The 13,477-nt window shown below is 62.6% G+C and carries 13 protein-coding genes; 2 read left to right on the top strand and 11 right to left on the bottom strand.

Annotation, left to right across the window (positions count from 1 at the left end; genetic code table 11):
• Positions 1–21 precede the first annotated feature (21 nt).
• Complete coding sequence (locus tag GNZ12_RS23215; protein WP_172314041.1) at positions 22–1,068, top strand: ABC transporter substrate-binding protein; 1,047 nt, start codon at positions 22–24, stop codon at positions 1,066–1,068.
• A 73-nt stretch (positions 1,069–1,141) separates the two neighbouring features.
• Here GNZ12_RS23215 and GNZ12_RS23210 read toward each other — a convergent pair whose 3' ends face one another.
• From GNZ12_RS23210 to GNZ12_RS23190, 5 genes are all read right to left on the bottom strand, one after another.
• Positions 1,142–1,441, bottom strand: a complete 300-nt coding sequence (locus tag GNZ12_RS23210) for a hypothetical protein (protein ID WP_172314039.1) — start codon at positions 1,439–1,441, stop codon at positions 1,142–1,144.
• A 54-nt stretch (positions 1,442–1,495) separates the two neighbouring features.
• A complete protein-coding gene (panE, locus tag GNZ12_RS23205) occupies positions 1,496–2,431 on the bottom strand; it encodes a 2-dehydropantoate 2-reductase (RefSeq protein ID WP_172314037.1) in 936 nt (311 codons plus the stop codon).
• 304 nt (positions 2,432–2,735) lie between these two features.
• Positions 2,736–3,701, bottom strand: coding sequence for a nucleoside hydrolase (locus tag GNZ12_RS23200; protein WP_172314035.1), 966 nt, complete (start codon positions 3,699–3,701; stop codon positions 2,736–2,738).
• Positions 3,698–4,087 (bottom strand): cytidine deaminase, encoded by a 390-nt coding sequence (locus tag GNZ12_RS23195; protein ID WP_115776755.1) that lies wholly within the window; start codon positions 4,085–4,087, stop codon positions 3,698–3,700. Before GNZ12_RS23195 ends, GNZ12_RS23200 begins: the two co-directional genes overlap by 4 nt.
• 15 nt (positions 4,088–4,102) lie before the next feature.
• Positions 4,103–5,380, bottom strand: a complete 1,278-nt coding sequence (locus GNZ12_RS23190) for a NupC/NupG family nucleoside CNT transporter (RefSeq protein ID WP_172314033.1) — start codon at positions 5,378–5,380, stop codon at positions 4,103–4,105.
• Positions 5,381–5,637: 257 nt separating this feature from the next.
• On the opposite strand from GNZ12_RS23190, the gene gltS reads away from it, so the two are divergent.
• Positions 5,638–6,867 carry a sodium/glutamate symporter gene (gltS, locus tag GNZ12_RS23185; RefSeq protein ID WP_172314031.1) on the top strand — a complete coding sequence of 410 codons (1,230 nt, stop codon included), beginning with the start codon at positions 5,638–5,640 and terminating at the stop codon, positions 6,865–6,867.
• Positions 6,868–6,952: 85 nt separating this feature from the next.
• Here gltS and GNZ12_RS23180 read toward each other — a convergent pair whose 3' ends face one another.
• The 6 genes from GNZ12_RS23180 to GNZ12_RS23155 all read right to left on the bottom strand — a co-directional run bounded on the left by GNZ12_RS23180 (position 6,953) and on the right by GNZ12_RS23155 (position 13,326).
• Positions 6,953–8,137 carry a thiolase family protein gene (locus tag GNZ12_RS23180; protein ID WP_172314029.1) on the bottom strand — a complete coding sequence of 395 codons (1,185 nt, stop codon included), beginning with the start codon at positions 8,135–8,137 and terminating at the stop codon, positions 6,953–6,955.
• Positions 8,138–8,194: 57 nt separating this feature from the next.
• Complete coding sequence (locus GNZ12_RS23175) at positions 8,195–9,634, bottom strand: efflux transporter outer membrane subunit (protein ID WP_172314027.1); 1,440 nt, start codon at positions 9,632–9,634, stop codon at positions 8,195–8,197.
• A gap of 10 nt (positions 9,635–9,644) precedes the next feature.
• Positions 9,645–11,216, bottom strand: coding sequence for a DHA2 family efflux MFS transporter permease subunit (locus tag GNZ12_RS23170; protein WP_172314026.1), 1,572 nt, complete (start codon positions 11,214–11,216; stop codon positions 9,645–9,647).
• A gap of 6 nt (positions 11,217–11,222) precedes the next feature.
• Positions 11,223–12,311 carry an HlyD family secretion protein gene (locus GNZ12_RS23165; protein WP_172314024.1) on the bottom strand — a complete coding sequence of 363 codons (1,089 nt, stop codon included), beginning with the start codon at positions 12,309–12,311 and terminating at the stop codon, positions 11,223–11,225.
• A gap of 89 nt (positions 12,312–12,400) precedes the next feature.
• Positions 12,401–12,823 (bottom strand): MarR family winged helix-turn-helix transcriptional regulator, encoded by a 423-nt coding sequence (locus GNZ12_RS23160; protein ID WP_172314022.1) that lies wholly within the window; start codon positions 12,821–12,823, stop codon positions 12,401–12,403.
• Between the two features lie 80 nt (positions 12,824–12,903).
• Positions 12,904–13,326 carry a MarR family winged helix-turn-helix transcriptional regulator gene (locus GNZ12_RS23155; protein ID WP_172314020.1) on the bottom strand — a complete coding sequence of 141 codons (423 nt, stop codon included), beginning with the start codon at positions 13,324–13,326 and terminating at the stop codon, positions 12,904–12,906.
• Between the last annotated feature and the right edge of the window lie 151 nt (positions 13,327–13,477).

The following is a 13,477-nucleotide window of genomic DNA, read 5'->3' as shown; positions in this document are numbered from 1 at the left end:
ATGAAACTCAGGAGCCTCACAATGAAACTGTTCAAGACGATCGCGGCGCTGGCCGCATTGTGCGCATTCGGTGCGGCCGCGCCGGCATGGTCGGAGACCAAGACCATTTACATCGGCATGAACGGCGGCCCGATGGAAAAGGCTTATACGAGCCAGGTCTTGCCCGACTTCGAGAAAGCCAACGACGTCAAAGTGGTCGTGGTGCCCGGCACCTCGTCGGACATTCTCGCCAAGCTGCTCGCCAACAAGGCCAATCCGCAAATCCATGTGGTGTTTCTCGACGACGGCGTGATGGCGCGCGCGGTCAGCATGGGCGTGTGCAAGAAGCTCGACGACTCGCCGGTGCTCAAGGAGCTCTACCCGTTCGCGCGCATGAAAGACGACATGGGCGCGGGCGTGCAACTCGGCATGACCGGCATCGCGTATAACAAGAAGCTGTTCGCTGAAAAAGGCTGGGCGCCGCCGACTTCGTGGATGGACTTTGCCGATCCGAAGTACAAGGGCAAAGTGGTGTTCCAGTCCGCTTCGAGCAGCACCTTCGGCCTGCACGGCTTTCTGGCGATCAACCGTTTGATGGGCGGCAGCGAGCAGAACGTCGAACCGGGCTTCACGAAATGGGCGAGCACAGTCGGGCCGAACGTCGTGGAGTACGTGCCGAACTCGGCGAAGATTTCCGAAATGGTCCAGACCGGCGAAGCGGGCCTGTTCCCGTTGACGCCGACGGCCGTGAGCGACCTGCAGGACAAGGGCATTCCGGTCGGCTATGTGAACCCGAAGGAAGGTCCGGTGTTGTTGCTGGTCGACCTGTGCGTGGTCAACAACAACCCGGATCCGCAATTGGCGCAGAAACTCGCGCAGTTCCTCCTGTCCGCGCCGGCTCAGACAAAAGCGGCCGAGGCCGGCAAGCAGATTCCGACCAACCGGCTCGCGAAAATGACGCCGCCGATGCAGCAAAGCCTCGGTAGCGTCGACGATCTGGTGAAGAAAGTGACCGTGGTGGATTGGGACACGATCAACGCGCATCGCGCGCAGTGGGATACGCGCTGGAATCGGCAGATCGAGCGTTGAGCCTGACTTGCTGCGGTGACGCGCGCGCCTTGTTTGCTGCAAGGCGCGCGCGTTTTAATGGGTGCGCCGCGCCTTATGCGACGACCGACAGCGCCACCGCGAGCCATATCGCCGCCACGCCGGCGAGAAACAGACGCCGCGCGACGCGGATGCCGGCGTCGCTGGTTTCGGTTGCGACGGGGCGCGTCGCCATCCACGGCACGAGCCCGAGGCAGGCAAAGCCGACCAGCGCAAACACCACCACCGTCACCTCGCTGAGGCGCCATTTCGCCGACTCGTGCACGCCCCAATAGCCGAGAAACACAATACCGATCGAGAAGATCGTGGCTGCGGCCGAACTCAGCGCGGGCACCGATCCGGTTGGACTCGGCATGCTTGACCTCCGAAACGTTAGGCTACTATAGGCATGCACTGATACCCGCGACGCTCACGACGTGCGGGTCTGGCGCGCTTCATACGTCTTCAGATGACTATAGGCGATACGCAGCAGCGACAAGCCGTGCTCGCCCTTTTGCGCATCGCCGCCGCGCGAGATCAGATCGCCGAGAATGTGATCCGCCTCGGTATGCGAGTGATTTTCGACGTCGCGCATCATCGAAGCCGTGAGCGGCGAAGGCGTAAAGAGCGTTTGGGTCGCTCGGGCATCGAAGTCCGGGCCCATGGTAAAGCCATTGTTTTCGGCCACGCCACGGCACTCGCCGAGCAGGTTTTCAATGATGTGCTTGCCATCCGGCGCGGCCAGAATATCGCCGACCGAACCACGCATCAAGCACGTACCGGCCGCCAGCGTGGCCAGGAACACCCACTTTTCCCACATGCGCAGCAGGATCTTGTCGCTGATCACCGCATCGAAATTCGCGCCGGCCATCGCGTCCGCGATCGCCTCGACGCGCTCGGACGTGCCGCCGTCCAGCTCACCGAAGGTGATCGCGTGCGTTTCGTTCAGATGCAGGATGTGCTGCTCGGGGCTGAGCGTCGCCGCGATCACGCATTGACCGCCCAGTACGCGTGACGCACCGAACTTTTCCTTGAGCACGTCGATATGGCGCATGCCGTTGAGCATCGGCAGAATCAGCGTCGATTCGCCGACCAGCGGTGCGAACGAATCGATCGCGTCGTCGAGACTGAACGCTTTGCAACTGAGCAGCACCAGATCGAACGGCTCCGCGCCGACGCCGGCGAGTATCGTCTTGACCTCGTGCAACGTGAGATTGCCGCGCGCGCTGTTGATGACGAGACCGTCACGCTGGAGTTTTTCCGCACGGCCAGGGCGCACGAGGAAGGTCACGTCCTGGCCCGCCGCTGCGAGACGTCCACCGAAATAGCCGCCCACGGCGCCCGCCCCTACGACTAGAATTCGCATCTTTTGCCTCTTGATAGATTTGGGTCACACACGCCGGGTCGATAAGCCAAGGCTTCGCGGACCACGCACGCAGCACGTCTGCAGAAATGTAGCAAAGATTGACGATGCGCATCGGCCACACATGCGGGACCGGCTTGCTGCAACGCACCGCGGCGGCGCTGTTTTCCGCACTGTTCTCCGCACTGCTCTCTTATGTCAGATCAATCGCCGCGCCGCCAGCCGTCCGCTACGCCCAGGTCTGCATAAAACGAGGTACTGAGAGAGGGCTTCCCGGAACAAGCGGCAGCGACGTTGCGAGATCGTCCTACAGCGTGCCACAAAGGGTTCGCTCGTAGAGCGCGAGCATTCCGGGCACATCCACGTCCACACAGACTTTGCACTCGGGCCGGCTGTCCCAGTCCGGCGCGGGCACCGGCATCGTAGAAGGCTTCTGGATGGTCTGGCCCACCGCGATACCGTCCGTCAGCACACGTACGGGGCCATTGCGCGTCGTATAAAGGTGCGGCGCCAGCACATAGGTCACCGCCGACGAATCATGGACGTAAATGCCCCTGAGTTGCGCGCTTTGCTCATGAAAGGCCTCGTAGTGCCGCGACACGTCCCACACGAACTGCCCTGCTGCACCGCCGCGATCGCGCAGCGACGCCAGATAGTCCCGGCTCATGATGGTGCGCTGCGTGACGTCGAGCCCGACGATCGCCACCGGCCAAGGCGCGCCGAGCACCATGTCAGCTGCATCGGGGTCGCCGAGGATGTTCGCTTCGGCGGCGGGGGTCACATTGCCGAGCACGCCGTCCGTACCGAACGCGCCACCCATGATGACCACCTGCTTGACGAGCGAGGCGATCTGCGGATCGTCGGCCAGCGCCAATGCCAGGTTCGTGAGCGGGCCCACGGCGATCAGCGTGACTTCGCCGGGATGCGCGCGCACTGTGTCGATGATGAAGCGGTGTGCGGGGCGTGCGTCGAGCGCGGCTTCAACCCCGGCTTCGATCGCGATGTTGCCAAGTCCGTTATCGCCGTGAATCCAGGCGAGCGGCTCGGGCGCTGCGCGCTTGAGCGGAGCGGCAGCGCCCTGCGCAACCGGCACGCCCGGCGCGAATCGCCCGGCCAGGAAACGCGCATTGCGCGTGGTGGTCTCGATCGTGGCATTGCCGAATACGCTCGTCAGACCGAGCAATTCGATGTCCGGATGCCGCGCCTGGAAAACGAGCGCCATCGCATCGTCCACACCGGGATCGGTGTCGTAGATAACTTTGTGCTTGCTCATAGATAAAACGCGTCCGGCAATTGTTCACGCGCGGTGGTGTCGCGGGTCGCGCCATGCAGATTGCCGAGGCGGATCGGCAATTCGGGGCCGCCCAGTTCGATGATCACCTGGCGGCACGCGCCGCACGGTGCGATCGGTCCATCCGTATCGCCGATCACGGCCAGCGCGGCGAACTGGTCGCGCCGATAGCCCGCGGCGATCGCGCTGAAAAAAGCCGTACGTTCAGCGCAATTACACAGTCCATACGATGCATTCTCGACGTTGCAGCCGTCGAATACGGTGCCGTCTTTGGTCAGCAGCGCGGCGCCAACCTTGAACTTCGAATAAGGCGCATAGGCCTTTTCTCGCGCAACACCCGCGCGTTCCAGCAGTTGTTCCATGTTCATGCAACGATCCTCAATTCAATTCAGCGTCAGGAACATGCCCGCGATCGTGGCGCTCATCAGATTCGAGAGCGTCGCGGCGAGCACGACACGCAGGCCGTAGCGCGCGACTTCGGCGCGGCGTTCCGGTGCGACGGCGCTAAAGCCACCCGTCAGCACCGCGATCGACGCAAAGTTCGCGAAGCCGCACAACGCAAACGACAGAATAGCAAGGGTACGCGGATCGAGCGCCTGCAGGCCGGCCGCGCTCACGCTGGCGGCATCTTTCAGATACGGCGACAGCGATGCATAAGCGACAAATTCATTCAGAATGATCTTCTGGCCGAGGAAATTGCCGGCGATTGCCGCCTCGTTCCACGGCACACCGATCAGATAGGCGAGCGGCGCGAACACCGTGCCGAGCACCGACTGCATCGACAATTGCGGATGGCCGAACCAGCCGCCTATGCCGCCCACAATGCCGTTGAGCAACGCGATCAAGCCGACGAACGCGATCAGCATCGCGCCGACCATCACGGCGATTTTGAGGCCCACTGTCGCGCCTGAACTCGCGGCTTCAATCACATTCGCGGGACGCTTCTCGTCGAAGCTGAGATGCTCGAGATGGACGCGGCTCGGTTCGGTGGTCGGGTGAAGGATCTTCGCGAACAGCAAGCCGCCTGGCACCGCCATGAACGACGCAGCCAGCAGATAGTCAATCCGCACACCGAGGCCCGCATAGCCGGCCAGCACCGAACCGGCAATCGCCGCCATGCCGCTCGACATCACCGCGAACAGTTCAGCGCCGGTCATGTCGCGCACGAACGGTTTGACCACGGCAGGCATTTCGCTTTGGCCCAGGAAGATCGTGGTCACGGCCGAGAACGATTCGAGCTTCGATACCCCGAGCAGTTTGTGAAACAGCGTGCCGAGCACGAGCACGATCCAGCGCATCACGCCGATGTAGTACAGCACCGAGATCAGCGCGGTCACGAAGATGATGGCCGGCAGCACCCGCACGGCAAAAACGAATCCGCCGTCGCCGAACACCTGGAACATCTTCGCTTGCACGAGGCCGCCGAACAGAAACGCGATGCCCGCGTTGCCATAGCCGAGTACATCATTGACGCCGGACGCGACGGACGCGAGGATCGTCTTGCCGAGCGGCACGAAGAGAATGAACGCACCGATACCGATCTGCGCAAGCAACGCCGTAATTACAGTCCGTAAGCGGATGGCGCGCCGGTTGGTCGAGAAGATGAAGGCGATAAGCAGCAGTACGGCAATCCCAAGGATGTTTCGTGCGATCAGTGCCATGTCTCTTGGTGTTCTTGTGAAAGTGACAACGATGCTAAACGAAACCGATGCTGGAGAAAAACTTTCAATGTGGCCTCACTCCAACACCGACGACCAGGCGGTCCACGACAGTGCGCCTCGCGCGCAGTCGTTGTTGGATCACCGCCGTTCAGGTACCCTCACGCCACAGGCGTTTCCCATTCGCTTCTTGACCGCTCCACACGCCGTCAGACGCCTCGTCAAGCTGTGAAGACCATTCATTCTCAACGAGGTCGCCTATGAACGTCGGTATCTACGGAACACTCGTCGCGGCCTCACTGGTTCTGCTGTTGGGGAACAGGCTAGTCGGATGGATCCCCCCGCTGCGCAGCTATACGATTCCCGAACCCGTTGCCGGCGGGCTCCTGGTGGCGATCGTCCTGCTGATCCTGCGCACCACGAGCCACGTCGAAGTACGCTTCGATACCGCGCTGCAAACACCGCTGATGCTCGCCTTCTTCGCGACCATCGGCCTCAACGCCAACCTCGCCAGCCTCAAGTCAGGCGGCCCGCTGTTGCTGCGTTTTCTCGGTCTCGTGATCGGCCTGCTGGTCCTGCAGAATGCAGTAGGCATTGCCCTCACTTATCTACTGGGCATCGATCCGCTGTACGGTTTGCTGGTCGGTTCGATCACCCTGTCCGGCGGTCATGGCACGGGCGCAGCATGGAGCAAGGTGTTCGCCGAACACCACGGGCTTCAGTCCGCCACCGAGGCGGCGATCGCCTGCGCGACTTTCGGCCTCGTGATGGGCGGCATTCTCGGCGGCCCAGTGGCGCGCGTGCTGATGCGGCAAGTCGCCAGGAAGGACGCCGCGCATCATGCAGCGAATCAAGCAGAGAGCCACGGCGACAGCCCCGTCGAGGCGCCGCTCGCCTTCGAAGAACCGAAGGCGGAACAAGCCACCACACCGGGCGCCTTCATCGAGACGCTGGCACTGATCGCGATCAGCCTCGCGGCCGGCGACGCGCTCGCACAAGTATTGGCCGGCACCGCGATCGAACTGCCGACTTTTGTCTGCGTGCTATTCGTCGGCGTGGTGCTAAGCAATGCACTCGGGCTCGCGGGCAAGCCCGTTCTCGATCACGCCGTCGCCCTGCTCGGCAACGTGAGCCTCGCGCTGTTCCTCGCCATGGCGCTGATGACGCTCAAGCTCTGGGACCTCGCCTCGCTAGCGCTGCCGGTCGTTTCGATTCTCGTTGCGCAGACCGTTTTGATGGCGCTCTATGCGATCTTCGTCACGTTCCGCGTGATGGGTCGCAACTATGATGCTGTCGTGCTCGCCTCCGGCCATTGCGGTTTCGGACTCGGCGCCACGCCCACGGCCATTGCCAACATGCAGGCCGTCACGGCCCGCTTCGGCCATTCGCACCTCGCCTTTCTGGTCGTGCCGATGGTGGGCGCTTTCTTTATCGACATCGCCAATGCGATCGTCATCAAGGGATATCTGGCCTTGCCGATCTTTCATTAGCCGATACGGCCGCGGCCGTTTCAGCGACATGCCAGCGCCGCGGCGCGTCATCGGTTCCTGGCACCGCAACGCGCCGCAGCCGATTTCAGATCACTTCCAACGCCAGCGCAATCCCCTGCCCACCGCCGATACACAACGTGACGACGCCGCGTTTCAGGCCGTCGCGGCGCATTGAATGCAGGAGACGCGTCGTCAATACCGCACCGGTCGCGCCGATCGGATGACCGTGCGCGATCGCGCCGCCTTGCACGTTGATCAGCTCATCCGCGATGCCGAGTCTGCGCGCCACCGCGAGCGGCACGGCTGCGAAGGCTTCATTGATCTCGAAGCGTTCGACGTCCTCGAGTTGCCAACCTGCGCGGGCCAAGGCCATTTGCACAGCCGGCACCGGACCGAGGCCGAACATGCCCGGCTCGACAGCCGCGACTCCATATGCCACCAGCCGCGCGAATGGCTCGATGCCACGCACCTCAGCGAACCCACGCTCAGCGACCAGCATGGCTGCCGCGCCGCTGTTCAAGCCCGGCGCGTTGCCCGCGGTAATCGTGCCGTCCGGACGGAATGCCGGACGCAGTTTGGCGAGCGTTTCGACGGTGGTATCCGGGCGCGGCTGTTCATCGCTCGAAAAATGTTGCGGACCTTTGCGCCCCGGGACTTCGACGGCGACCAGTTCAGCGTCGAAATCGCCGCGCGCCTGCGCTTGCGCAAAACGCTGTTGTGACCGCGCGGCCCAACGGTCCTGCGTTTCGCGCGTGAGGTCGAACTGCGTGACGAGGTCTTCGGTATGCCAGCCGGAATGCTCGCCGGAAAACGCGTCGTTCAGGCCGTCGCGCAGCAGGCTGTCGTGGATTTGCGCGTTGCCCATCCGGTAGCCCCAGCGGCTGCCGTCGAGCAGATACGGCGCGCGGTCCATGTTTTCCATGCCGCCGGCCACGGCTGCATCGCCGAGGCCAAGCCAGATTTCCTGGGCCGCCGACGCAATCGCCTGCGCGCCCGAACCGCACACACGATTGACCGTCAACGCAGGCACGGCCACCGGCACGCCGCCGCCAATCGATGCCTGACGTGCCGGATTCATCTTGTTGCCGGCCTGAATCACGTTGCCCATCACGACGGACGCCAACACGGCCGGATCGAGGCCGCTGCGACGCAGCGTCTCACGCACCGCGACCGCGCCGAGTTCGGTTGCGGGCACCTCTTTCAGCGATCCGCCGAATGCGCCAATCGGCGTTCTCACCGGATTGCAGATCACTACTTCTCGCTTACTCATCGTTCATCTCCAGTTGGACTACCCATTTCACCCATCTCGCCGCCACGTCCACGCGCATCAATTTGCTGATGCCGCCGTGACTGTGGCGGGCACATCCCAGCCGCCGCCGAGCGAGCGGTACAGCGCGACGGCTGCAAGCGCATGCTCGCGTTTGGCCTGATTTAGCGATTCCGCATCGCGCAGATACGCCTCCTGCGCGGTGAGCACATCGAGGAAATCCGTCGCGCCGTTCTTGTAGAGCTCAGTCGACAGATGCAGCGCATGATTCGATGCATCGAGCGCGCCGCCTAAGCGCTGCACCTGCACACCGCCACTCACCAGATCGCTGCGGTTGTCCTCGATTTCCTTGAGCGCTTGGAGCATGGTCTGCTGCAGGCCGAGCTGCGATTCGCGCATCCGGCTCTCGCTCGCGTCGATGTTCGCGGTGATGCGACCGGCGTTGAAGATCGGGCTCGTGGCATTTAATGCCGCGCTGAAGAGGTTATCGGTCAGCGTCGGCAAGCCGAGATAGGACGAGGCCAGTAGGCCGTCGGCGAGATTGAGCCTGAACTGCGGATAGCGCTGCGCTTTTGACACGCCCACTTCCGCCGCGCGCTGTTCGACCGTCGCGTAGGCATTGCGCACATCGGGCCGTTGCAACAGCGCGTCGGACGGCAGCGTCTGCGGCACGCTTTGCGCGGGCACCGGAATGTCGCGAGCCATATTTGGATCAGCCAGCAGCAAGCCATCGACGCTCTCCGGCGTGCGCCCCGAATACACCGCGATCAGACTCAACTGATGCTGCACGGCCGACTGCACGCGCGGGATCTGCGCCTGCAAATCCTCCAACTGGTTCTGCGCACGCGCAACGTCGAGTTGGGTCGACAGTCCGTAATGCAAGCGCTCCTGCGTGAGTTTCAACGCGCGCGCACGGATCTGTTCGTTGTCGCTGAGAATCTGCAATTGGGATTGCGCCCAGCGCAGATCGATATACGCCGCCGCTGTGTTCGCCGCGAGCGCCAGACGCAGTTGATTCAAAGCCGCCTGCCGACCTGACACTTGCGCCTGGGCTGCGAGCACTGCAAGCCGTTCGCCGCCGAAAACGTCCGGCGTCCAGCTCGCCGTCACGCCGAACCCGGCTTGACGCACGTAGCCGAGCGGCGGCGGCGTGTTCTGCCGGGAGTCGGATGCGCCCGCGCCGGCGTTCAGCTCCGGCAGCAAGGCCGCGCGATCTTGCGTCGCGAGATCCTGCGCCTGCTTGACGCGCTCCACCGCGGCCTGCACGTCGAGATTGCCCGTTAGCACCGATTCCACCAGCTGATGCATCACGGGATCGCCGAATTGGGCCCACCATGTGTCGGCGTTGATGCTGTCTTGAGGAGCATCGACATTCCACGCGGTCGGTGCAACGGTCTGAACCGTATGCTGGAGGTCCGCATGCGTTTCAGGCTGCACCGCGCATGCCGCTAGTGTCAGCAGTGCCGCGCTCGCGAGTACTTTCATAACGATGGGTTTCATGCTGATTTCCTCAATGCGCATCGGGCGGCGGTGCGGTATTGCCAAACGGGCGCGAAAACAGCACGCTTAGCAAACCAACGACAAAACAGAGCGACAGCGCAAAAAACGTGTCGGAGAACGTGAGCACGAGTGCTTCGCGCATCAGCAGCGCATGCAACGCGCCGAGGCCCGCATTGGCTGCATTCAGCGCATCGCCGCCGACTGCCGCGAAGTGCGCGCTTTGCTGCTGCAAGATCGACTCGATCACCGGACGGCCCGCGCTCAAATGCTCGTCGAGCCGCTCGTAGTGGAGATTCAACCGATCGTTGAGCATGGTGCTGCTCACGGCAATGCCAATCGCGCCGCCCAGATTGCGCATCAGGTTGAAGAGACCGCTGGCGGATCGAAGCCTCGACATCGGCAATGAACCGAGCGCCATCGTGACGATGGGCGGAATGCAGAACTGCTGGCCAATGCCGCGCAACGCCTGCGGGATCAGCAATTCCTGCCAGCCCCACTGATTGGTCAGTGGCACATACAGATAACAGCCGACGCCGAACAACACCAGGCCGAACACCAGCAACAAGCGCATATCGACGAAACGCGCGACCACCGAATACGCGACCATCGCGACCAATTGAAAACATCCCACCGACAGCAACGCCACGCCGATCTGCAACGAATCGAAGCCGCGCACACGCGACAGGAACACCGGTGTCAGGAACACCGCGCAGAAAATCCCGATCCCTGTGATGAAGGACAGCAGACTGCCAATGCCGAAGTTGCGGATCGCCAGTGCGCGCAAATCGACGATCGGCTCTTTTGCGGTGAACGCGTGCACGATGAACAGGAATCCGCAGATCGCCGCTACCCAGGTACACGTCAGGATCACGTCGTCGCCGAACCAGTTCTTGCGTGGCCCTTCCTCCAGTATGTATTCCAGGCACCCAAGAAAACCGGACATCAACAGGATGCCGAGATAGTCGCCTTTTTTCAGCAGCGAGAGATCGACGTTGTCGAAGTGCACGTACTTCGGCACCATCAGCGTGACGACGGTGCCCGGCACCAGGTTCAGATAGAACAGCCAGTGCCACGACCATTGCGATGTGATCCAGCCGCCGATCACCGGGCCGACCGTCGGTGCGAGCGTGGCGAGCGCGCTGATGGTGGTGGATGCAATAAGGCGCTGCTTGCCGGGGAACAGCACGAATGCCGTCGTGAACACGGTCGGAATCATCGCGGCGCCGAGCGCGCCCTGCAAACCGCGAAACAGGATCATCGAGTTGATGTCCCATGCAAGGCCGCACAGCATACTCGTGACCGTAAAACCCAGCGCGGAAAATGCGAACACCCAGCGTGTCGAGAACACACGCGTGAGCCAACCGGACATCGGGATCACGAGAATCTCCGCGATCAGATACGAGGTCTGCACCCACGAGAGCTCATCCTGACTCGCGGACAAGCCGCCGCCGATATCCTTGAGGGAAGACGCTACGATCTGAATATCGAGCGTCGCCATGAAAAAACCGAGACACATCAGCACGAACGCGAACACTTTGGTGCGCGTCGGCAGGTCGGCGGGATTGGCGAGGACCTGAGTCATGATCGTTTAACCGTGAGCAGCGTCGAGGTGCACTTTCACCGTCGCCGACAGGCCCGGGCGCAGTACGCCTTGCATGTCCTTCGGCACGTCGAGACGCACGCGCACCGGCACGCGCTGCACGATCTTCGTGAAGTTGCCGGTGGCGTTCTCCGCCGGCAACACGCTGAAGGTCGCGCCGGTCGCGGGCGCGAGACTCTCAACCACGCCGTGAATCCGGTTGCTCGATGCATCGAGATCGACGTCGACGCCGTCGCCAACGTGCATCTTCTTCAACTGGTCTTCCTTGAAATTGGCGTCGATCCACAGCCCGCTCGACGGCACCACCGTCAGCAGCGAAACACCCGTGTTCGCCAGCAGGCCGACGCGCGCAGTGCGATTGCCGACGTAACCGTCGATCGGCGAGCGGATCGTGGTGTACTCCACATTCAATGCCGCAACACGTTGTGCCGCCTGCGCGGTGGCGATGCGTGCCTGCGCATCGCCGATCTGCGCGTCGAGCACGGCGATCTGCCGTTGCGCGGCAATAAACGCCGCGCTGCTGCGGTCGACCGCGGCATGCGCCTTGGTCAGATCTGCGTCCGCGCGTTCGACGACCTGACTCGATACCGCGTCGTCCTTCACCAGTTCGCGATAGCGCGTCTGATCGGCGGCGCTGCGTGTCAACTCGGCGCCTGACGCCCGAACCTCGGCGGCCTGCTCGTTGATGGTGGCAAGCTGCAAGGACTTCTTCGCCTGCAGTTCGGTAACGGCGGCCTCTGCGCTCTCAACCTCCGCGCTGGCCTGCGCGAGGCGAGCGTCGTAATCGCGCGCATCGAGCCGGATCAGCACCTGATTCGCATGGACGAACTGGTTGTCGCGCACCAGCACGTCCGTGACGAAGCCGTTCACCTTCGGCGACATCACGGTCACATCCCCGCCGACGTAGGCATCGTCCGTCGTTTCGATAGAGCGGCCGACGAAGAACCAGTACGACGCGGCAAGCGCCAGCACGGCGACCACCGTGATGATTGCGAGCAGCATCCACGGAATGCGCCGGGCCGGTTTGGCGGCCTTGGCCACGCTGGGCGGTGCAATAGTCGAGGGTGTAGTGGACATGATGTTCGAATGTGTGTATGCACTCTTTGAGCTAAAAAAAACGGCGCGTTGTACTGCGCCGGGCTTGGCCCGCTCCACGCGGGCCTGATTCAAATGGGATCGCTTGTGACGGCGAACAACTCACTGCGCAATGCCGCCGCGCGCTGCTCGCCAAAGCGATCCTCGAACTCGGCTTGCGCCGCATCCCAATGCTTGCGGCCTGCGTGCAAACGCGCTTCGCCGGCTGCCGTGATTGCAATCCACAACGTCCGCGCGTCCGCCCCGCGTGTGTCGCTCGACACCAATCCGTTGCGCCGCAGCGGCTGAATCGTGCGGACAAGCGTGGTGCGTTGCATGCGCATGGCCTCGGCCAGTTCCTTCATGGTCAACGGACCGGTGCGTTTCAGACGCCCCATCAGCGAAAACTGCGTGATAGTCAGGCCGACGTTCCCCAGGTGGCGGTCGTAAAGCTGCGACACATAGCGCGCGGCCTGGCGGATCGCAAAGCAGTCGTCGTCGAAGAGTCCGTCCATCGCTGTACTTCCCTATCGTGAGTGCGTATGCACATAATCGGGCGTACCCAAGCTCGTCGGAACGAGCTCATAGGGTTTGTCTATCCGGTGATGCTGAACAGTTCGGAGCGCAACGCCTTGGCACGTGCGTGACCGAACTCTTCTTCGAACTCGCTCTGCGCAGCACGCCATGCGACGGCAGCCTGATCGAAGATCGTTTCGCCCTTCTCCGTAAGACTGAACAGAAGCGTGCGGCCGTCATGCTCCGCCGATTCGGCGACCACCAGCCCGTCGCGCTGCAACGGCTTCATGGCGCGGACCAGTGTGGTGCGCTCCATGACCATCGCGTCCGCAAGGTCCACCATCGGCAGGTTTGGCGTGCGCGCGAGCTTGGCGAGAATCGTGAACTGCGCGGCCGTGAGCCCGACCTGGCCGAGATGACGCTCGTAGATTTGCGTGACGTGCCGGGCCGCCTGGCGCAGCGCGAAACAGTTGCATTCGTCGTAAGAGAGAGGACGGTTCATGCTAGGCAGTCTATATGTGCATACGCACAGAGTCAAGTTTACGATCGCTCAGCAGGTACTTCGCAAGAATCGATAACGACTGCCTTCGAAGCAATAATCTATCCATACGCCCGTTTGAAATACGCGTGCCGGCACGGCGATCACCGGCGAC

Source organism: Paraburkholderia solitsugae (genome assembly GCF_013177695.1).
GTDB classification, from domain to species: Bacteria; Pseudomonadota; Gammaproteobacteria; order Burkholderiales; family Burkholderiaceae; genus Paraburkholderia; species Paraburkholderia solitsugae.
This window is presented reverse-complemented; position numbering and strand designations above follow the sequence as displayed.